Origin of the sequence: Geobacter sulfurreducens PCA (assembly GCF_000007985.2) — a bacterium.
Classification (GTDB): domain Bacteria; phylum Desulfobacterota; class Desulfuromonadia; order Geobacterales; family Geobacteraceae; genus Geobacter; species Geobacter sulfurreducens.
The window spans coordinates 2,297,768-2,318,601 of the sequence record NC_002939.5 but is presented as its reverse complement, the minus strand read 5'-3'; the positions used below and the strand labels follow the sequence as shown (position 1 = coordinate 2,318,601).

Here is a 20,834-nt window from a genome sequence, read left to right as displayed (position 1 = left end):
CCATGAACGATGTTCTAGACCAGAAGCTGGTCGATGTATTCTCCGGCAAGGTGGTGCGCAAGGACCTGGTGCGCAAGGTCAAGGTCGGGGCCAACGTGCCGGTATTTGTCCTCGAATACCTTCTGGGAAAATACTGCGCCACGGACGACGAGGCGGCAATGGAAGCGGGACTTCGGGTGGTGAACAACACCCTCGCCGAAAATTTTGTCCGCCCCGAGGAGGCGAACAAGGCTCAAGCACTGGTCCGAGAGAAGGGGCGCCATACCTTTATCGACAAGGTGAAGGTCCGCTACCTTGCAGAGGATGACAAATACTGGGCGGAATGCGTCAACTTCGGCCACAAGTACCTGCATATTCCGGAACGCTACATACGGGAGTACGATCGGCTGCTCATGGGCGGTGTCTGGGCGCAGATGGAGATCCGGCACCAGTACGACGAGGAGGCCAAGGGGCGCCGGAGTCCCTTCTGGATTGAAAGCATCACCCCTATTCAGTTGGCCACCTTCGACTTAAACGCTTACCAAGAAGGACGTCGGCAGTTCACGTCCGAAGAGTGGGTGGATATGCTGATCCGCAGCGTCGGCATGGAGCCGGAGCATTTCACGCGGCGGCTGAAGCTGCTGTTTCTGATACGGCTCATTCCGCTGTGCGAGGCCAACTACAACCTTGTCGAGCTTGGACCGCGCGGCACCGGCAAGTCCTACGCTTATCAGGAGTTGAGCCCCTACGCCATTCTGATGACCGGCCCGACGACCGTGGCAAACCTGTTCTTCAACATATCCACCAATAAGATGGGGCTTGTGGGATTGTGGGATGCGGTGGCTTTTGATGAGGTGGCCGATCTGGAGAAGATGCCCAAGGAAGTCGTAACCACGATGAAGACGTACTGCGAGTCCGGGTCGTTCGCCCGTGGCAAGGAGTCGCTCTCCGGCATGGCATCCATTGCGCTGTTCGGGAACACCAACCAGCCTGTGGAGACGATGGTGAAGTCCTCACACCTCTTCATCCCTTTGCCGGAGATTGTCAGGGAAGACATGGCGTTCCTGGACCGGATTCACTATTACATCCCCGGCTGGGAAATCCCCAAGATGCGGATCGAGTATTTCACCCAGCATTACGGCTTCGTCGTGGACTACCTTGCCGAGGCCCTGCGGGAACTGCGCCGGCATAACTTTACTGAAGTCAGCGACCGATATTTCTCGTTCGGCGCCCACCTGAACGCCCGGGATGTGAAGGCCGTACGCAAGACGGTGTCTGGCCTCGTCAAGCTGCTCTATCCTCATGGTGAGTTCACTAAAGACGAACTGGCCGAGACCGTCGACATCGCCATGGAGGGCCGGCGGCGGGTGAAGGAACAACTCAAGAAGATGGGCTCCTTCGAGTACCACCAGACATCCTTCTCATACCGTGACAACGAGAGCACGGAGGAACGCTACATCGGCGTCCCCGAGGAAGGTGGCCGTGCCCTGATATCCACTGACCCGCTGGCACCCGGCTCCGTTTATGCGGCATCCGTCAATGCTGATGGCAAGGTAGGTCTCTATCGGATCGAAGTGGGTGTCTCAGCCGGCACCGGCAAATTGAAGCTTGCCGGTGGCGTGGAGTCAACGATGAAGGAATCCATTACTCGCGCTTTCGGATTCCTTCAGGGACACAAGGTTCCGATGGGGATAGCGAGTATTTTCGATACAACGGACTTCCATGTCGAAGCCATCGATCTTCTTACCAACCGGGTAGGTTGCGAAGCCGGTATTGCCTTCATCATAGCCATCATATCGGCCATAAAGAAAACCCAGGTTGCCCCGGGAATGGTGATCCTTGGTGACCTGAGTATCCAAGGGAACATAAAGGGGGTCTCTTCTCTGTCGGAACCGCTTCAGATCGCAATGGAAAACGGCGCAAAGCGGGCACTCATTCCTCTTGAGAACAAGCGCAACTTCCTAGAAGTATCCGGGGAGATCGTGGAAAAGGTTGACCCTGTGTTTTTCTCTGACCCCCAGACTGCTGCTGCGAAGGCGTTGAACTTATCTTGAGAGGCGGCTTTGCTTGTCAGGATAATTGCGCGATACGAAGCCACATGCGCTATGGCCAGTTAGAGCGGAGAATAGGTTGTGTTAAAACCTTTGACCAAACTTTGACCAAATGTTTGTGAGATAGTGTCTTCAGTTGAATGTTTGCAAACGAAAATCAACCGAAAAGTGAGTTGCAAGTAGCTAATATTGTATAAATATTATAAATACCCTGTGTTGATCAGCTTCTGTTTTCTGTGGCTTCGAATCCCGTTTCCCGCTCCAAAAAGATCTAACGATCTCAGATGGTTACGAGGTTGTTCGCGAAACTGTCCCCGGTACTGTATCCATACGGTATCGGGGATTTGCTTTTCCGGGGGAAAACGAAATCCCTACCGAAACACCGGAAGATGTGTTCCGCGTCCTCGTTCCGTCAATCCCGCATCTTAAGCGCTGAAAATTGGATATCTGTCTCTGTTGCCGCTGGTGCAGGAGTTGTTCCGTAACGGCAGTGGGGGCAAGCTGCGGTTGAGCGCATACAACTGCACGTAATGTGGGGGGTTATCGGTTATTTCACCGTGCGGATGTGCTCCATGGTATAAATTGTCAATTCAGAGCTGGTAAACACATTAGGGGAGGTGCGTGTATGAATGTTATGAGTATCAGGGCTAAGTCAATAGTATCACTGACAACTATGATGCTGCTCGGGTGTATTGTGGCCGAAATCTCGTTGAACGGCACCGTGTATGGTTATGATAAGCAAGCAAGTGCTAACGATTCGTCAAAAGAAGGAGTCGCCTCAAATTCTATAGAACGCCTCTCAGAGGCGTTGCGTAAAGCGCTTGGCGAGTTCGATCACGCCTTCCAGTCGAGAAATGTCGATGCCCTGAAGCAATTGTTTGCTCCCGATATCGTGATGTATGAACAAGGCACGCAGAACCGCGGCAGGGATGATGTGCTGACAAACCACCTGGGGCCGGAGTTGTCGTCGTTTCAGGAGCTGGCCGCCACGTACAGTGATATTCGGGTTATGGAGTCAGAACGGATGGCCATCATTACCCGGAACTTCTCTATCAAAGGCAAGAGGCAGGGGCGGTTTTTCGGTATCCGGGGAACCGAAACGCAAGGATGGCAGCTTCGAGATGGGCGGTGGGAACTGGCGCATCTTCACTGGTCGTTTCCCTCTTCGCACTAGGGCGGTTCATCGGCGGACAGTGCCAATGACGGGAGTGCAGGGGCATCCGCGATGAGCGGGCAGGGGGGCCGGTCAAAGGGGAGCACCGCAGCACTTCTCCTCTTAAGAGTATCCATGAATCCAAAGGGTTATGGCTTGATGTCATAACCCTTTGTGCGTATGGCACGGTTACCTGCTGAAATAAAATGATAATTCGGCTATCATTCAGCTTTCTGCGTCTCTCCCGGCCGTGTAATCCTTCAAGTTCGCCCCGAACCGGGGAGCGTAGCCGCATCTGTCCGGCCAAGGATACTCGATGATCGATCGGGGCATTGTCTTCAATATCCAGAAATATTCCATCTCCGATGGCCCCGGTATCCGCACGACCGTGTTTCTGAAGGGGTGCCCGGCCAGTTGCTGGTGGTGCCACAACCCGGAAAGCCAGGCGCCGGCCCCGGAGATGACCCTGGTGGAAGGGCGCTGCCTCTCCTGCGGCGAATGTGCCCGGGCCTGCCCGCACGGGACCGCGGGCCGCGGGCAGGGGCGCGAGGCGGCCTGCCTGATCTGCGGCCGGTGCGCGGATGCCTGTCCCACCGGCGCGCGTCGCCTGGCCGGCACCGAGATGACCGTGGCCGACGTGCTTGCCGCGCTGCTGAAGGACCGGATCTTCTACGAGGAGTCGGGCGGCGGCGCAACCTTTTCCGGCGGCGAGCCCCTGTGCCAGCCCGGTTTCCTCAAGGCGCTCCTGGCCGGCTGCCGGGAGCGGGGCATCCGGACGGCGGTTGATACCGGCGGATTTGCCCCGCGGGATCAGTTCCTGGAGGTCGCCACTGCCGCCGACCTGATCCTCTACGACCTGAAGCTGATGGATGCCGAACGGCACCGGGCCGTGGTTGGGCTGGACAACCGGATGGTACTGGACAACCTGGCGGCGCTCGGCGCGGTGCACGATACCATCTGGATCCGCATCCCGATCATTCCCGGCGTCAACGACGACCGCGCCAACCTGGAAGCCACCGCCGCCCTGGCGGCACGAACGCCGGGGGTGCGCCAGGTGAACCTGCTCCCCTATCACCGCACCTGGCACGGCAAACTCCGCCAGCTGGGCAGGGCAGGGGCTGATGACGCAATCGCTACCCCCAGCAGGGAGCGGATGGAAGAACTGGTGCGGATATTCCGCGCCGCAGGACTGACCACCATCATAGGAGGATAGAGATATGACCGAGCGCACACGGGAACTGCGCCGCAGGAGCCTGGAGGCACGCCCCGCCATTTCCGCCGAACGGGCGCTGCTGCTGACCGAATTTTACCGGGAAAACGAGGGGAAATACTCGGTGCCGGTGATGCGCGCCCTGTCGTTCCTCCATATCTGCCGTCATAAGACCATCTGGATCGGGGAGGGCGAACTGGTCGTGGGCGAGCGGGGTCCTGAACCCAAGGCGGTCCCCACCTATCCCGAACTGACCTGTCACAGCCTGGAAGACCTGCGTATTCTCGATTCGCGTCCCCTGACGAGCTATGCCGTTTCCGCCGAGTGCCTCGCCGCCTACGAGGAAACGGTGATCCCCTACTGGCGGGGGCGCTCCCTGCGGGACAAGATGTTCGGCGAACTGGCCCCGGAATGGCACGAGGCGTACGCCGCAGGCATCTTCACCGAATTCATGGAACAGCGCGCCCCGGGTCACACGGTCCTGGACGAGAAGCCCTTCCGGCGCGGCCTGCTGGATTTCAAGGCCGACATTGCCCGGGAGATCGGGCGGCTCGACTTCGTGCAGGACGGCGCGGCCTGGGAGAAGCGCGAGCAGCTCAGGGCCATGGCCATTTCCTGCGACGCGGCCATCCTCTTTGCCGAGCGGCATGCCGGCCTGGCCGACGAGATGGCGGCGCGGGAGACGGATCCGCACCGGAAGCGGGAACTTGAGCGCATCGCCGAGGTCTGCCGCCATGTGCCGGCCCATGCGCCGCGCGACTTCCACGAAGCGCTCCAGGCCTACTGGTTCTGCCACCTGGCAATCATCACCGAGCTGAACGGGTGGGACGCCATGAGCCCCGGCCACCTGGACCAGCACCTGCTGCCGTTCTACGAGCAGGGTCTGGCCCACGGCTCCCTGTCGCGGGATGCGGCGCGGGAGCTGCTGGAATGCTTCTTCGTCAAGTTCAACAACCACCCGGCCCCCCCCAAGGTGGGAGTCACCGCCGCCGAGAGCGGCACCTACACCGATTTCGCCAACATCAACCTGGGCGGTCTGCTGCCCGACGGTTCCGACGGCTCCAACGAGGTGTCCCACCTCCTGCTCGACATCATCGACGAGATGCACCTGCTCCAGCCCAGCAGCAACATCCAGCTCTCCCGCAAGTCTCCCGACGCCTTCCTGAGCCATGCCCTGCGTGTCATCAGGAACGGGTACGGCTTTCCTTCCATCTTCAACGCCGACAGCGTGGTGGAGGAGCAGTTGCGCCAGGGCAAGAGCCTGGTGGACGCCCGGGCCGGCGGCTGCAGCGGCTGCGTCGAGGTGGGGGCGTTCGGCAAAGAGGCCTACATCCTGACCGGCTACTTCAACCTGGTGAAGCTCCTGGAACTGGCCCTGCACAACGGCGTCGACCCTCGCACCGGCAGGCAGCTGGGCCCGGCCAGCGGCGATCCCTCCGGTTTTGCCTCCTTCGACGACCTCTACGCCGCCTTCGAGGCGCAGCTGCGGCATTTCATCGAGATCAAGATGGCGGGCAACCAGCTGATCGAACAAATCTACTGCCGCCTCATGCCGGCGCCGTTCCTGTCGGTGCTGATCGACGACTGCATCGCAACCGGCAGGGACTACAACGCCGGCGGGGCGCGCTACAACAACACCTTCATCCAGGGCGTGGGGATCGGCAGCATCACCGACTCACTGTCCGCCATCAAGGCGCTGGTCTACGACTCCGGCCACATTGCGCTGCCGGACCTGGTGGCCGCACTTGACGCCGATTTTGCGGGGCAGGAGCCGCTACGCCAGCGCCTGCTCAACAGGACCAGCAAATACGGCAACGACGACGACTACGCCGACGACCTTATGCGCCGGGTCTTCGAGAGCTTCTTCAGGACCGTCGATGGCCGGCCCAACAGCAAGGGTGGGCAGTACCGGATCGAGATGCTCCCCACCACCTGTCACGTCTACTTCGGCTCGGTCACCGGCGCAACCCCGGACGGGCGCCGGGCCGGCACCCCGCTCTCGGAGGGTATCTCCCCGGTCCAGGGGGCGGATCGCTCCGGGCCGACCGCGGTCATCAAATCGGCCGGCAAGATGGACCACATCAGAACCGGCGGCACCCTGCTCAACATGAAGTTTGCCCCCTCCCTCGTGGAAGGGGAGCAGGGGATCAGCACAATGGCCAGCCTCGTGCGGAGCTATTTCCGCATGGACGGGCACCACGTCCAGTTCAACGTCGTGCGCGCCGACACGCTCCGCGCCGCCCAGGCCGACCCCGATGCCCACCGCGACCTGATCGTGCGCGTGGCGGGCTACAGCGACTACTTCTGCGACCTGTCGCGGGAACTGCAGGACGAGATCATCACGCGTACCGAGCATGATAGTCTCTGATGTCGGCTGTTTGTTGGTTCTGGCGTGCCGTGGTTTCTGATGGGTAGGAGTTGTGGCGGTTGAGAGGATAGGGTGGGGATGGAGTCAACCGAAAGGTTAGGTAGCAGTCGCACAGACTTCGAGCACTGCCGCCGATGTTTCGGCAGTCGGCAAGGCAAACAGTGCTAGGCGGTGTTCTGCACAAACTTGTATTCCATCTGCGCGTGCTTGCGCTACCGCCGCATCTCGAGCGGCGGCAATGTCACTAGCTGAAAGAGACCGCAACCAAACAAAGACGACTAACCAGCGCCCGTCGCGCAACTTGAGGGATGCAATGTGCCGAAGCGCAGGGTTGCCATCAGTGGGTGGCGGGTAATCAAGTTGTCGAGTGAAATAGAAGCAAAATTCAACAGTCGATCCGACCGGTGCGTTCCCTATCCAGAATGCCTTTTTCTGGCTCGATGTAATAGGCTCCGAACGAAGCTCTGATACAGGAACTGCGACGCGAAAGGCTAATATCGCGTTGTTGTCTTGTGGGTAGGTCACATGCCACTTGGCGATATGCCGATCGGCGTTTCTGCGGCTTGGGTCTCGTCGGACCCATATGTCCGTGCAGGACCATTGACACTCCCCAGAAGAATGCAGCGAGATCTTCATCTCGTTGCCGAACAGCCGTCCAGTAATGTAGGCCTCGGCCCCCTGGACCCAGCACTTCCACACGGTTGAACGCAGACCGTCCTTTGAACCGACCGCAAAGCGGAACTCTCGCAATGCACTACCTCGCAATTTGACGCCTAACGTCTTAATTGAATGGTCTGAGCGGTTTTTCGCCCTGTGAGAAAGCCGGGAAAGACAGTGATAAATTTATTTGCCTTTAATTTCCTTTGGTTGTTCTGGGACGGTAGTCCTGTTGGCCTAAAACTTCTCTACTTACCGGGGTGACACGGCCGTCGGCCGATGCCGAATGGGTTGACTACATTGATTCAAGGGGACGCAGTTGATGCGCCGATCAACTGCGTCCCCTTTGCGTTGTCAGGGTCAGGCCAGGTCGAAGCGGTCGAGGTTCATCACTTTGTTCCACGCGGCCACAAAGTCATTCAGAAACTTCTCCTGGGAGTCCGCGCAGCCGTAGACCTCCGCCACGGCCCGGAGCTGGGAGTTCGAGCCGAAGATGAGATCGACCCGGGTGCCGGTCCATTTGAGTTCCCCGCTCACGCGGTCGCGGCCCTCGAACAGGTCCTTGTCTGCCGCGGTGGGCTGCCACACGGTGCCCATGTCGAGCAGGTTCACGAAGAAGTCATTGGTGAGCGTTTCCGGCTGCCTGGTAAAGACGCCGTGCTTGGACTGGCCGTAATTGGCGTTCAGGACGCGCATGCCGCCAATGAGCACGGTCATCTCGGGGGCGGTCAGGGTCAGTAGCTGGGCCCGGTCGATCAGCAGTTCCTCGGCGGTTACGGCATATTTGGCTTTCTGGTAGTTGCGGAACCCGTCCGCCACTGGCTCCAGGACGGTGAAGGACGCGGCATCGGTGTGCTCCTGGGACGCATCGGCGCGGCCCGGGGTGAAGGGGACGGTCACATCGTGGCCGGCTTTCTTCGCGGCCTGTTCGACCGCCGCGCAGCCGCCCAGCACGATCAGGTCGGCCAGCGAGACCTGCTTGCCGCCCGACTGAGCGTTGTTGAACTCCTGCCGGATTCCTTCGAGGGCCTGGAGCACGGTCGCGAGCCGGGCCGGCTGGTTGACCGCCCAATCCTTCTGGGGGGCGAGGCGAATGCGCGCGCCGTTGGCTCCGCCGCGCTTGTCCGAGCCGCGGAAGGTGGATGCCGAGGCCCAGGCCGTGGCGACCAGGTCGGCGATGGACAGGCCGGACGCCAGGATCGTGCCCTTGAGGGCGGCGATGTCCTGTCGGTCGATCAGCTGGTGAGTGACCGCCGGGACCGGGTCCTGCCAGATGAGTTCTTCCGCGGGCACGTCCGGGCCGAGGTAGCGCGAGCGGGGCCCCATGTCGCGGTGGGTCAGCTTGAACCAGGCCCGGGCAAAGGCGTCCGCGAATTCCTCGGGGTTCGCCAGGTAGCGCCGGGCAATGGGCTCGTAGATCGGGTCGAAGCGCAGGGAGAGGTCAGCCGTGGTCATCATGGGCCGCCGCTTTTTCGACGGGTCGTGCGCGTCGACCACCATGTCCTCGTCGGCCACGTCCTTGGCCAGCCACTGATTGGCGCCGGCCGGGCTCTTGACCAGTTCCCACTCGTACTTGAACAGCACCTTCAGGTAGCCCATGTCCCAGGTGGTCGGATTCGGCTTCCAGGCGCCTTCCAGGCCGCTGCCGATGGCGTCGCCCCCCTTGCCGCTGCGGAAGGTGCTCTTCCAGCCGAGCCCCTGATCTTCGAGGGGCGCGGCTTCCGGTTCGGGGCCCACATGGGTCGCCGGGCCGGCGCCATGGCACTTGCCGAAGGTGTGGCCGCCCGCGACAAGGGCGACGGTCTCTTCGTCGTTCATGGCCATGCGGGCGAAGGTCTCGCGGACGTCGCGGCCGGACGCGACCGGGTCGGGCTCGCCGTTGGGCCCCTCCGGGTTCACGTAGATCAGGCCCATCTGCACGGCGGCCAGGGGATTTTCGAGGTCCCGGTCGCCGGAGTAGCGCTTGTCGCCGAGCCAGGTGTCCTCGCTGCCCCAGTAGATGTCCTCTTCCGGCTCCCAGACATCCACGCGGCCGCCGCCGAAGCCGAAGATCCTGAACCCCATGGACTCCAGGGCGCAGTTGCCGGCCAGGATCATCAGGTCGGCCCAGGAGATCTTCCTGCCGTATTTCTGCTTGATGGGCCAGAGCAGGCGCCGCGCCTTGTCGAGGTTGACGTTGTCCGGCCAGCTGTTGAGGGGGGCCAGGCGCTGGGAGCCGGAGCCTGCCCCGCCCCGGCCGTCGCCCATGCGGTAGGTTCCCGCGCTGTGCCACGCCATCCGGATGAAGAGCCCCCCGTAGTGGCCCCAGTCGGCCGGCCACCACTCCTGGGAGTCGGTCATCAGCGCATGGAGGTCCTTCTTCACGGCGGCCAGGTCGAGCTTCCTGAATTCGTCCGCGTAGTTGAAATCCCCGCCCATGGGGTTGCTCAGGGCGGAGTGCTGGTGGAGGATGTGAAGGTTCAACTGGTTCGGCCACCACTGGCGGTTCGACGTGCCGCCTCCGGCTGCCCGCCTGCCTGTTCTGCTCTCGTTGTCAGCACTCATGCATCGGCTCCTTTCATGGTCCTGGGATAGTGGAGTGGTTCACTTCGTCGGCGATTTTGCCTTTCGGTTGTCACTCGGCAGCAGAATCCTCCGTCACGCCCGGATGGTGCCGTGGTGTTTTTCTGTGTCGATTGTGAAGTTATCATTTTATCAGACAAATCCTATTAGTGAATTCTATCGTTGCGGAGCCGCCCCGGTCGGCCTTGGGCGGGGCCACGCCGCGCGGGGAGGAATTGACTCGACCCCGCGGCCGATGATATACCTCTCGGAACCCTGCAGCCGTCGAGGAGCAGCATCGCCATGAACCGCATCCTCTCCATGATCGAACAGATGGAACCGGGGGTCGTGATCTTCAACGACGACCTGACCATTTCCTCCGTCAGCAGCATGGTGTTCATGATTTTCGGGCATATCCCCCGTGAGCGCATCTTTGCGGGGGATCTCCTGGATATCCACGACGAGGCGGCGCGGGAAAAGGTGAAGGAGACCCTGCGGCTGGCCCGCCAGGCGCAGCGGCACATCCCTCTTTCCCTCAAGTTCATCACCAGCGAGGGGCACGACCGCTACCTCCTCGTCAAGCTGATCACCGTGGCGGAGCGGGACCCCGCCAGCGAAAAGATCTGCGCCCTGTTTTACGACATCACCCCCTTCATCGTTGCCGAGCGAAAGCTCACGCGGGTGCCGGTCACTTCCCGCGGCGACATCCACCTGCTCAGGCCTGAGGAGATCGTCTACCTGAAGGCGGACAATATCTACTCCCTCATCTATACCGAAGCGGGCGAATTCCACAGCGACCTGTCCCTGGGGGCCATGGAAAAACGGCTCTCCGAGGACATCTTCTACCGCATCCACCGCAGCTACCTGGTCAACCTCGCCAAGGTCAGGAAAGTCCACCGGGAAAGCAGCGAGTGCACCGTCGCGGCGGGTGGGGGCGAAGTCCGCCTCCCGGTGAGCCGCGACAAGATGCAGCGCTTCCTGACGGATCTCGGCCTGAAGTAGCGCCGGCGGTTCACTCCCCGTTTCCCACCGTTCACAAGTCCCAGACACCTTCCGCAAGTGTCGGCTGGCATTTCATGGTCACTTCGGCTACAGGTAGGAAAACCACACCTGCACAACGCGAGGGAGGAGCATATGGACCAGGCACGCAACGGTCATGACAGCCGCAGTATCGATCCGGCCGCGAAGGAGATGCTGCGTATCGCCGACCGCGAAGGATACGCAACCATCTGGGAGCGTTACGAACAGCAGCAGCCCCAATGCAGCTACGGCCAGCTCGGCACCTGCTGCCGGATCTGCTCCATGGGACCGTGCCGGATCGACCCCTTCGGCGACGGCCCCACCCGCGGGGTCTGCGGGGCCACCGCCGATACGATGGTGGCGCGCAACTTGGCCCGGATGGCCGCGGTTGGTTCCTCCTCCCACTCCGATCACGGCCGGAAGGTGGCGCTGCTCCTCAAGGCGGTGGCCAACGGCAGCAACACCGACTACCACATTGCCGACCCGGACAAGCTCACGGCGGTTGCGGAGCGCCTGGGCATCCCCACGGCCGGCCGGTCGACCGCCGAGATAGCCGGCGACGTGGCAGCGGTGGCCATCGACTGTTTCGGCAACCAGGGGGAAGAGCCCATCGTCTTCATGGAGAAGTACATGCCCAAGAAGCGGTTCCAGCGCCTGCGGGAGCTGGAGGAGACCCTCTACCGCACCACGGGCGCGAAGACCGGGCTCCTGCCGCGGGCCATCGACCGGGAGGCCGTTGACATCCTGCACCGCACCCACTTCGGCTGCGACCACGATCCCCTTTCCCTGGTGGCCCAATCTGTCCGCTGCTCCCTTTCCGACGGCTGGGGGGGCTCCCTGATCGCCACCGAGCTGCAGGACATCCTGCTCGGCTCGCCCATCATCAGGCCGGTGAAGGCCAATCTCGGCGTGCTGGAGGCGGAGAGCGTCAACGTGGTGGTCCACGGCCACGAGCCCATCCTGTCGGCCAAGGTGGTGGAGATGGCCCAGTCCCCCGAATGTCGCGCCGCGGCCGAGGCCGTGGGGGCCAAGCGGGTCAACGTGGTGGGGCTCTGCTGCACCGGCAACGAGGTGCTGCTGCGCCAGGGGGTCGGCATGGCGGGGAACGAGTCCCACAGCGAGCTGGCCATCATGACCGGTGCCGTCGACGCCATGGTGGTGGACGTGCAGTGCATCTACCCGGCCCTGGCCGATCTCGCCTCCTGCTTCCACACCAAGTTCGTCACCACGAGCGAACAGGCCAAGATCCCCGGCGCGCTCCACATCCAGTTCGAAGAGCACGAGGCCGACGCCATCGCCACCCGCATCATCAAGACCGCCATCGACGCCTTCCCGAACCGCAACAAGGCCCGTGTCTACATCCCGCAGCACACCAGCACCGCCATTGTCGGCTTCACCGTGGAGGAGATCCTCAAGGCGCTCGGCGGAACGCCCCAGCCCCTGATCGACCTGATTGTCACGGGGACCATCAAGGGGGTCGCCGGCATCGTCGGCTGCAACAACGTGAAGGTGCAGCAGGATTTCTTCCACCGCACCCTGACCGAGGAGCTGATCAAGCGCGACATCCTCGTGATCGGCACCGGCTGCTGGGCCATTGCCGCGGCAAAGTCGGGGCTCATGGACCTGCCCGCCCGCGAGCTGGCCGGACCGGGGCTCCAGGCGGTATGCGGCCAGCTGGGGATTCCACCGGTCCTCCACATGGGCTCGTGCGTCGACTGCTCGCGGATGCTCAACCTGGCCGGGGCCCTGGCGGATCACCTGCAGGTGGACATTTCCGATCTGCCCCTGGTCGGGTCCGCGCCCGAATGGACCACGGAGAAGGCGGTCGCCATCGGCACCTATTTCGTCGGCTCGGGCATTCCCGTGCACCTGTGGCCGCTGCCGCCCATCCTGGGCGGACCGCAGGTAACGAAGATCCTCACCAGCGACGCCAAGGATGTCCTGGGCGGGTGGTTCTTCGTGGAGGAAGACCCGAAGGCCACGGCCGACCGGATGGAGCAGATCATCATGGAGCGGCGCGCCGCCCTCGGGATCTGACAGGGAGGGGAGTCGTCATGTGCCAGCCGCAGTCGCCCGGAATGCGCGTCGTGATTACCGGAAAGGGGGGGGTGGGGAAAACCACCCTCACCTCGTGCCTCGCCACGGTCCTGGCCGGGGCCGGAACCCATGTCCTCGCCGTGGATGAGGACCCCCAGATGAACCTGCCCAACGCCCTCGGCGTCCCGTACGAGGAGGCGGCCGGCATCGTGCCCCTGAACCGGCACGCCGATTACATCGAGGAGAAGACCGGGATCAGGCCCGGCCGGAACGGGTGGGGCGCGCTCTTCAAGCTCAACCCCGACGTGGATGATGTGGTGAGCCGGCTCGGGCTGAAGGTGGCCGAGAACCTGAGCCTGCTGGTGATGGGGACCGTGAAACAGGCGGGGGGCGGTTGCCTCTGCGCCGAGAACGTGCTCCTCGACGCCACGATCCGGCACCTGGCCCTGCGGATGAACGAGGCGATCCTGCTCGACACCCAGGCGGGGATGGAGCACTTCGGCCGATCCCTTGCCAAGGGGTTCGGCCAGTGCGTGGTAGTGGCGGATTCCTCCTTCAACGCCCTGAGCGTCGCCCTCCAGTCCGCCGCCCTGGCCCGCGAGTCCGGCATCGGGCTGGTCCACCTGGCCGTGAACCGGGTCACCGGCGACGACCTCCGGCTGGAGCGATTCCAGCGGGAGACCGGGCAGAGCCTGCCGGATATCTTCGACAGGGTGGTACAACTGCCGGCGGAACCGCTCCTGCAGACTCTGGACCCCCACGTGGCACGGATCATGGCCGACCGCCACAGCGGCTACGCGGCGGCAGTGACCCGCCTGGCATCAGTGCTCTGCTCCCCGCCGTGCCCCTGCGCCTCTCCCCGCGACCATGCCCGCCACCATCACCATGCCCATTGACGAGGGAGACCCTGCAATGAAACGGATATTCGTCGATTACAAAAAGTGCCTCGCCTGCAAGGCCTGCGAAACCGCGTGCGCCGTGCGGCACCATCCCGGCGGCTCCCTCCTGGCCGCCCTCGGCGACGACCGGACCGAAGTGAATGTCCGGGTGCTCGGCATCGACGAGGAGGCATTTCCGCTCTCCTGCCGGCACTGCGACCCGGCCGAGTGCCTCGATGCCTGCCCCTCGGGCGCCCTGGGCCGGGACCCGGAAAACGGCGCGGTCATCCTGGACCCGGCGCGCTGCAAGGCCTGCGCGATGTGCGCCATGGTCTGCCCCTTCGATGCCATTTCCTTCAAGGCCACCCACCGCTCCGACTACGGCCGGGACGTGGCCCACAAGTGCGACCTGTGCACCCCACGGGTCAGGGAAGGGGGGACTCCAGCCTGTGTCGAGGCCTGCCATTCCGGCGCCCTCGTCTTTGCCGAGTACGGGGCCGTCCGCGCCGAACGGGCCGCCAAAAGCTTGCGGCACTACCTCCTTGGCAGGGAAGGACTGCCGCCCGGCCTCGAACTGCTGCGGGAGATGCGCCGGAAAGAGTTTGCCCGGCGCCGCGGAGGTGAGTGATGAAGGTGGTAACCGTGGGGACGGGAATGGCGGCCGCCGAGTTCGTCGAGCGGCTCAGGCTCGACGGATTCGCGGGCGAGATCGTCATGTGCGGTGACGAGGAATTTGCTCCCTATTCCCCCTGCGTCATCCCCTTCTACCTGGCCGGTGAGCCGCTGGAGACCGTCTACTGGAAGGGGAGCGACTTCTACGGCCGCTACCGCGTGACGCCGCGCCTGGCCGACCCGGTGGTGGAGGTGGATGCGGAGCGGCGGCTGGTGCGGACCGCATCGGGACGGAGCGAACAGTACGACCGCCTCTTCTACGCCGCTGGCGCCCGCAGCTGGTATCCCCGGCCCGACTGGCTCGACACCCGGGGCGTCTTCGGTTTCAAGACTCTGTCGGACATGGTTGCCATCGACCGCTACATCCGCGAGCACAACGTGGGCGAGGCGGTCGTGTTCGGCGGCGGCTTCATCGGGGTGGACGCGGCCCTGGCCCTGTGGCACCGCGGGCTCGCCATCACCCTGGTCCACCGCAACACCCGGGTCCTGTCCCAGATGACGGACGAAGAGGGGGGGCAGTTCGCCACCGCGAAACTGGTGGAAAAGACCGGGATGGACATCCGGCTCAGGACCACGGTGGCCGACATCGTGACCACGGGGGGAGAGCTCTCAGCGGTCCGTTTCTCCGACGGCACCGCCAGGGAGACGAAGCTGCTGATCGTGGCAATCGGAGTCTCCCCCAACTCGGAGCCCCTGCGCGGCGACGACAAGGGGGTGCCGTCGGACCGGCAGATGCTGGCGGAAGCGGGCATCTACGCAGCCGGGGACGTGGCCGTCACCCCCCATGCGGTCACCGGCGAGGCCGGGGTTTATGCCACCTATCCCAACGCCATGCGCCAGGCCCGCACCGCCGCACGGCACCTGTTGAACGGCGACGGCAGCTACGCCGGCTCGGTCAATACGAACGTGCTCAAGAAGCACATCGACTTTCCCATCGTCTCGGCGGGCAGCTTCACGGGCGAGCCGGTCACCTGGCAGCGGGGCGACGTCTGGCGCCGGGTCTACCTGAAGGACGGCATGATCAACGGCTACATCATCATCGGCGACACGAAGATGTCGGGATACGTCTATCAGCTCTACGTCTCGCGTCAGCGGGTCGACGGCACAATCCGCACCATCCTCTCCTCCCCGCGCCACGATGCATACTACCGGCAGGTGACCGGATGCGGCGCCGGCAGGGCGTCCGGGCGGGGGTACGGGATGCAGGGCGTCATGGCCGGATAGCCTGTCGCCCCTCTGCACGCGGCGCCGTTGCGGTGCGAAGGGGGAGAGGGCAGATGCCTATTGCTACCGCTCAGGGACCGGATTGCGAATCCGGTCCCTTTTTTGTCGTGTCGTGCCAGCGTGTCCGCACGGTGTTCAAACAAATGTGCAGGCTATGCCATGGCAGCCCGACTGCCGCGGCGGGCCCTGCGCAGCGGCGGGGAGATTTCGGGGACCTGCTGATTTTATTGCCCGGCGCTTCTACTATACCACCCACTCTCCGCGAATCCCCGATACCGCCTTCGGACGGTATCGGGGATTTTTTTCGGGGAATGCGATAGGCAGTCAGGGGTTTCGGAAGGCCTTGTCAGGAATTTCCCGATGGTTCCGCGCACAGGATTATGCGCGATTATCCGATACGTTATGAAAAGGGTTGATTTCAAATCGGGATGTCTCCGATCGCGTTCGGCCCCCGGCGCGATTGCTGCCGTCTGGGGGTGAGCCCATTGATGAGGTTGTCGTGAAATACTATCGCTGTGACTGGTTCCGACTCCGAACTCTGGCAATGGGAGAGGATGAGGGTGGGGGGCTGGTTTCCGAATGGAGGGGTGTACATGAGTGTTAGTATCCTGTTTGTTGATGATGAAGAGCATATCCTTAAATCTCTGGTACGGCTTTTTGCCGACACGGGAATGGACGTGTTGCGGGCCGGGAGTGCGGTCGAGGCCCTGTCGCTCTTTGAACGGCACGAGATTGCAGTGGTCGTGGCAGACAACATGATGCCCGGTATGCGGGGCGTGGAGTTTTTCAGCCGGCTGAAAAACATTGCCCCCAAGACGGTCAATATCCTGATGACGTCCTATACCGACCTCCCCTCCGCCCTTGAGGCGATCAACCGCGGCGAGGTGTACCGGTTCGTGGTCAAACCGTGGGATAACGATGAGCTGGTGACGATGGTGGAGCAGTCAATACACCGCTATCTGACACTATCCACCCTTGCCCGTGAGGACGAGACGGTTATTCAGGGCCTTGCCCAGACCATCGAGTTGAAGGATCCCTACACCCGGGGCCACTGCGGCAGGGTTGCCTCCTACGCCCTGATGATTGCCGATGAACTGCGGCTTTCGCCGCAGATGCGCAAGGACCTCCGTTATGGCAGTTGGCTTCACGACTGCGGCAAGATCGGGGTGCCCGAGGCTATTCTCAACTTCGGCGGTCCTGTGGCGGCACGCGAGTTCGACACCATAAAGAAGCATCCTGTAATGGGTGCTGAAATGGCCAGACAGGCACAGCTGCCTACGGCAGTCGTGAATATCGTGCTTTATCACCATGAACGCTTTGACGGAGAAGGCTATCCCCATCGGCTCGCCGGAGAGGCGATTCCCGTGGCGGCACGGATCGTCGCCGTTGCCGATGTTTATGATGCGCTGACGACTGAAAGGCCCTATCGTCGAGCCTATAGTTTGCAAAAAGGAGTTGAAATCCTCCTCTCAATGAAGGGAAATGCACTTGATCCCGCACTTGTGGATTGCTTCGTGGGAGCTCTCAATAAAAGAAATTTGCTGCTGAGCGATTGTGTGAGTGAAGACCGTGGCCACGGTTGAATCTCCGAAACTGCCCCGGTCAGGGTGCATACCACCGCTCACGAGGAGCCTGTGCCAGAGCCTGTCACCGTGCAGCCGTCCCGGTAAACGCTGCAACGCACCCGACGGGCAATAAACCGGCACGGAGCGGCTGTCCGCGACCGGATCGCCGCTCCATGCGTCCCGCCGCACCTCAAAAAACAGTTGTCACCCCGTGCCGGTCGTGATAGGTGAAGCAGTTCACTTTTCCGGCAGGAGCGGCAATGATCCATCTTTCGAACATCACCAAACAACACGGCAACCAGCTTCTGTTCCGCGACGCCAGCTTCCAGATCCTTCCCGGCAGCCGCACCGGCCTGGTGGGCCCCAACGGCGCCGGCAAGACGACCATCTTCCGGATCATCACCGGCGAGGAGGAGGTGGACGCCGGCGAGATCACCTGCGCCAAGCGGACCTCCATCGGCTATTTTTCGCAGGACGTGGGGGAAATGGCCGGCCGCACGGCTCTGGAGGAGGTCATGGCGGTCTCGGCCGAGACCGTGCGCCTGGCGGCGGAGCTGAAGGAGATGGAGGCGGCCATGGCCGAGCCCATGGACGATGATGCCATGGCGGCCCTGCTGGAGCGGTACGGCACCGCCATGGAGGAGTTCGAGCACCGGGGCGGTTACGACCTGGACACCCGGGCGCGGACGATTCTGACCGGGCTCGGCATCGGCCCGGACCGTTACGACCATCCGGTGGAGTCCTTCAGCGGCGGCTGGAAGATGCGCATTGCCCTGGCCGGCATTCTGACCCTGCAACCCGATGTGCTGCTCCTGGACGAGCCCACCAACCACCTGGACGTGGAGTCGATTATCTGGCTCGAAGAGTGGCTGGCCGGAGAGTTCACGGGCGCACTGCTCATGACGAGCCACGACCGGGACTTCATGAACCGGATCGTGACACGCATTATCGAAGTGGCCGATAAGACCGTCACCACCTACGGCGGCAATTACGATTTCTACGAGCGGGAGCGGGACATCCGCCGCGAGCAGCTGCTGGCCAGCCACAAGCGGCAGCAGGAGATGCTGGCCAAGGAAGAGGAGTTCATTGCCCGCTTCGCGGCCCGGGCATCCCATGCGGCCCAGGTCCAGTCACGGGTGAAGAAGCTCGAAAAGATAGATCGGATCGAGATTCCTCCCGAGGAACGGGTGATCCGGTTCGAGTTCAACGACCCCCCTCGCAGCGGCGACGACGTGGCCGTGTTCAACGGGCTCGCCAAGAGCTGGAGCCTGCCGGGAGGCGGCGAAAAATCAGTCTTCAGCGGCGTGTCCGGCGTGATCCGCCGCCAGAACAAGATCGCCGTGGTTGGGGTCAATGGCGCCGGCAAGTCCACCTTCCTCAAGGTCCTGGCCGGCCGGACCGAGCCCACCGACGGCAGCGTGGCCCTGGGCGCCAATGTGTCCCTGGGCTACTTCAGCCAGCACGCCATGGAACTGCTCGATCCGAAAAAGACCGTATTCGAGACCGTGCAGGACGCCATGCCCCTGGCGACCATCGGCGTGATCCGCAACCTGCTGGGGGCCTTTCTCTTCTCGGGCGATGCGGTGGACAAGCGCATCGAGAATCTCTCCGGCGGCGAGAAAAGCCGGGTGGTGCTGGCCACGCTCCTGGCCCGGCCCCTCAATTTCCTGGTGCTGGACGAGCCGACCAACCACCTGGATATCCGTTCGCGGGAGATTCTGCTGGACGCGCTGCAGAACTTTACCGGAACCGTGGTGCTGGTGAGCCATGACCGCCACTTCCTCCGGCTGCTGGTGGACCGGGTGTTCGAGATCGATCATGGTGAAATGCGGATCTACGAAGGGAATTACGGCTACTATCTCGAAAAATCGCAGCAGCTGCACCTGGCGGCCTGCTGACATTCCCTGCCCGCAAGGAGCATCCCGCATGGCCCTGCCATCCACAGTCCATCGCGCCGTCGTCCAGCTTTCGCACGTGGACCGCGGCATCTACGAGACCCTACAGACCACCCTTGCCCGGCATCCGTCCGAGACGGCGGAGCGGGTCGTCTTGAGGCTGCTTGCCTTTGCCCTCTGGTACGAGCCTGAGCTGACCTTCACCAAGGGGATCTGCGCGGGAGACGAGCCCGACCTGTGGTGCAAGGGGCCCGATGGCCGGGTGACGCTCTGGGTCGAGGTTGGTACGCCTGACCCGGAGCGGCTGCTGAAAGCGTGTCGCCATGCGGAGCGGGTCGTTCTCCTGGCCTGCGGCCCCGCCAGGTTCCGTTGGGACGATCAGCACCTGGCACGGCTGACCGGGGTCCCGAACCTGAGCGTTCTGGGGATCGATCATGCCGTGGTCGCCCAACTTGCAGCCGGGCTGGAACGGAACATCTCCTGGGAGCTGACCGTTACCGACGGCACCCTCTACCTGACAACGGGGGGAGAGACCCTGGAGGCCGTCCTGGAATCGCTGGCCGGTTCGGCCCCGGCCGCCGGCTGACTCTTCGTCCCCTTACATCCCGAGCCGGAAAGCACGAAACCCCGACCGTAGCGGCCGGGGTTTCGTGCTTTTGATCTGGTGGAAGAGGACGGGTTACTTGCCTTTTCCGGTGAGACGGACCAGGGCTTCCATGTACTTCTCGCCGGTCTTGCGGACGATTTCCTCGGGCAGGGGCGGCGCCGGCGCGGTTTTGCCCCAGTCGAGGGTCTCCAGGTAGTCCCGCAGGAACTGCTTGTCAAAGGAGGGCTGGGCGCCGCCCGGCTTGTAGCTGTCCTTGGGCCAGAAGCGCGAGGAGTCCGGGGTCATGCACTCGTCGATGATGATCAGTTCGCCGTTGTAGATGCCGTACTCGAACTTGGTGTCGGCGATGATGATTCCTTTGGTGTCGGCGATGTCCCGGGCCCGCTTGTAGATGGCGATGGTGACGTCGCGGATCTTTTCGGCCAGTTCACGCCCGATCAGCTCCACGCACTTGTCGAAGGAGATGTTCTCGTCATGCTCACCCAGTTCCGCCTTGGTGGAGGGGGTGAAGATGGGCTCCTCCAGCTTGTCGGATTCCACGAGGCCGGCCGGGAGCGTGATGCCGCAGATGGCGCCGGTGGCCTTGTAGTCCTTCCAGCCGGAGCCGGAGATGTAGCCGCGCACGATGCATTCCACCGGCAGGGGCTTGGCCTTCTTGACCAGCATGGAACGGCCTTCGAGCTGGGCCGCATACTTCTGGCACTCGGCCGGGAAGTCCTTCACGTCGGTGGAGATGATGTGGTTGGGGATGATGTCCTCCATCTGGCGGAACCAGAAAGAGGATATCTGGGTGAGGACGTACCCCTTGTCGGGAATCGCCTCGTTCATGATGACGTCGAAGGCCGAGATCCGGTCGGTGGTGACGATGAGCAGCGCGTCGCCCAGATCGTAAATGTCGCGTACCTTGCCGCGGCCGGCAAGTTTCAGGTCGGGGAAATCGGTCTTGAGCACCAGTTCTGCCATGGCTTGAATCTCCT

14 protein-coding genes are annotated in these 20,834 nt (G+C 62.7%); 12 read left to right on the top strand and 2 right to left on the bottom strand.

Annotation, left to right across the window (positions count from 1 at the left end):
• Positions 1-2: 2 nt before the first annotated feature.
• The 4 genes from brxL (at position 3) to hypD (ending at position 6,761) form a co-directional block, all read left to right on the top strand.
• Positions 3-2,033: a protease Lon-related BREX system protein BrxL gene (brxL, locus tag GS_RS10565; protein ID WP_010942749.1), complete on the top strand. Its 2,031-nt coding sequence runs from the start codon at positions 3-5 to the stop codon at positions 2,031-2,033.
• A 670-nt stretch (positions 2,034-2,703) separates the two neighbouring features.
• Positions 2,704-3,204: a YybH family protein gene (locus GS_RS10560; protein WP_235044871.1), complete on the top strand. Its 501-nt coding sequence runs from the start codon at positions 2,704-2,706 to the stop codon at positions 3,202-3,204.
• 295 nt (positions 3,205-3,499) lie between these two features.
• Positions 3,500-4,396, top strand: coding sequence for a glycyl-radical enzyme activating protein (locus GS_RS10555; protein WP_010942747.1), 897 nt, complete (start codon positions 3,500-3,502; stop codon positions 4,394-4,396).
• 4 nt (positions 4,397-4,400) lie between these two features.
• The gene (gene hypD / locus GS_RS10550) at positions 4,401-6,761 is read left to right on the top strand and encodes a trans-4-hydroxy-L-proline dehydratase (RefSeq protein WP_010942746.1); all 2,361 of its coding nucleotides are present in this window, start codon (positions 4,401-4,403) and stop codon (positions 6,759-6,761) included.
• A 1,017-nt stretch (positions 6,762-7,778) separates the two neighbouring features.
• On the opposite strand, the gene katG is transcribed toward hypD, so the two are convergent.
• On the bottom strand, positions 7,779-9,962 hold the full coding sequence (gene katG, locus GS_RS10545; RefSeq protein ID WP_010942744.1) for a catalase/peroxidase HPI: 2,184 nt from the start codon (positions 9,960-9,962) through the stop codon (positions 7,779-7,781).
• 300 nt (positions 9,963-10,262) lie between these two features.
• Here katG and GS_RS10540 point away from each other — a divergent pair, with 300 nt between their 5' ends.
• The 8 genes from GS_RS10540 (at position 10,263) to GS_RS10500 (ending at position 19,836) form a co-directional block, all read left to right on the top strand.
• Positions 10,263-10,961: a LytTR family transcriptional regulator DNA-binding domain-containing protein gene (locus GS_RS10540; protein ID WP_010942743.1), complete on the top strand. Its 699-nt coding sequence runs from the start codon at positions 10,263-10,265 to the stop codon at positions 10,959-10,961.
• 132 nt (positions 10,962-11,093) lie between these two features.
• A complete protein-coding gene (gene cooS / locus GS_RS10535) occupies positions 11,094-13,016 on the top strand; it encodes an anaerobic carbon-monoxide dehydrogenase catalytic subunit (protein ID WP_010942742.1) in 1,923 nt (640 codons plus the stop codon).
• A gap of 17 nt (positions 13,017-13,033) precedes the next feature.
• The gene (locus GS_RS10530) at positions 13,034-13,912 is read left to right on the top strand and encodes an AAA family ATPase (protein WP_010942741.1); all 879 of its coding nucleotides are present in this window, start codon (positions 13,034-13,036) and stop codon (positions 13,910-13,912) included.
• Positions 13,913-13,928: 16 nt separating this feature from the next.
• Complete coding sequence (locus tag GS_RS10525; RefSeq protein WP_010942740.1) at positions 13,929-14,522, top strand: 4Fe-4S dicluster domain-containing protein; 594 nt, start codon at positions 13,929-13,931, stop codon at positions 14,520-14,522.
• Positions 14,522-15,790, top strand: coding sequence for an NAD(P)/FAD-dependent oxidoreductase (locus tag GS_RS10520; protein ID WP_010942739.1), 1,269 nt, complete (start codon positions 14,522-14,524; stop codon positions 15,788-15,790). The genes GS_RS10525 and GS_RS10520 overlap by 1 nt, the downstream gene beginning before the upstream one ends.
• 593 nt (positions 15,791-16,383) lie before the next feature.
• Positions 16,384-17,373 carry an HD domain-containing phosphohydrolase gene (locus tag GS_RS10510; protein WP_010942736.1) on the top strand — a complete coding sequence of 330 codons (990 nt, stop codon included), beginning with the start codon at positions 16,384-16,386 and terminating at the stop codon, positions 17,371-17,373.
• Positions 17,374-17,615: 242 nt separating this feature from the next.
• The gene (locus GS_RS10505; RefSeq protein WP_010942735.1) at positions 17,616-19,253 is read left to right on the top strand and encodes an ABC-F family ATP-binding cassette domain-containing protein; all 1,638 of its coding nucleotides are present in this window, start codon (positions 17,616-17,618) and stop codon (positions 19,251-19,253) included.
• 28 nt (positions 19,254-19,281) lie between these two features.
• Positions 19,282-19,836, top strand: a complete 555-nt coding sequence (locus GS_RS10500) for a YaeQ family protein (RefSeq protein ID WP_010942734.1) — start codon at positions 19,282-19,284, stop codon at positions 19,834-19,836.
• A gap of 93 nt (positions 19,837-19,929) precedes the next feature.
• Here GS_RS10500 and GS_RS10495 read toward each other — a convergent pair whose 3' ends face one another.
• Positions 19,930-20,820 (bottom strand): phosphoribosylaminoimidazolesuccinocarboxamide synthase, encoded by an 891-nt coding sequence (locus GS_RS10495; protein WP_010942733.1) that lies wholly within the window; start codon positions 20,818-20,820, stop codon positions 19,930-19,932.
• Positions 20,821-20,834: the final 14 nt, after the last annotated feature.

Bases quoted from the DNA above. Each gene is read 5' to 3' on its own strand.
- brxL (WP_010942749.1), top strand. From the start codon at position 3: ATGAACGATGTTCTAGACCAGAAGCTGGTCGATGTATTCTCCGGCAAG.
- GS_RS10560 (WP_235044871.1), top strand. From the start codon at position 2,704: ATGATGCTGCTCGGGTGTATTGTGGCCGAAATCTCGTTGAACGGCACC.
- GS_RS10555 (WP_010942747.1), top strand. From the start codon at position 3,500: ATGATCGATCGGGGCATTGTCTTCAATATCCAGAAATATTCCATCTCC.
- hypD (WP_010942746.1), top strand. From the start codon at position 4,401: ATGACCGAGCGCACACGGGAACTGCGCCGCAGGAGCCTGGAGGCACGC.
- katG (WP_010942744.1), bottom strand. From the start codon at position 9,962: ATGAGTGCTGACAACGAGAGCAGAACAGGCAGGCGGGCAGCCGGAGGC.
- GS_RS10540 (WP_010942743.1), top strand. From the start codon at position 10,263: ATGAACCGCATCCTCTCCATGATCGAACAGATGGAACCGGGGGTCGTG.
- cooS (WP_010942742.1), top strand. From the start codon at position 11,094: ATGGACCAGGCACGCAACGGTCATGACAGCCGCAGTATCGATCCGGCC.
- GS_RS10530 (WP_010942741.1), top strand. From the start codon at position 13,034: ATGTGCCAGCCGCAGTCGCCCGGAATGCGCGTCGTGATTACCGGAAAG.
- GS_RS10525 (WP_010942740.1), top strand. From the start codon at position 13,929: ATGAAACGGATATTCGTCGATTACAAAAAGTGCCTCGCCTGCAAGGCC.
- GS_RS10520 (WP_010942739.1), top strand. From the start codon at position 14,522: ATGAAGGTGGTAACCGTGGGGACGGGAATGGCGGCCGCCGAGTTCGTC.
- GS_RS10510 (WP_010942736.1), top strand. From the start codon at position 16,384: ATGAGTGTTAGTATCCTGTTTGTTGATGATGAAGAGCATATCCTTAAA.
- GS_RS10505 (WP_010942735.1), top strand. From the start codon at position 17,616: ATGATCCATCTTTCGAACATCACCAAACAACACGGCAACCAGCTTCTG.
- GS_RS10500 (WP_010942734.1), top strand. From the start codon at position 19,282: ATGGCCCTGCCATCCACAGTCCATCGCGCCGTCGTCCAGCTTTCGCAC.
- GS_RS10495 (WP_010942733.1), bottom strand. From the start codon at position 20,820: ATGGCAGAACTGGTGCTCAAGACCGATTTCCCCGACCTGAAACTTGCC.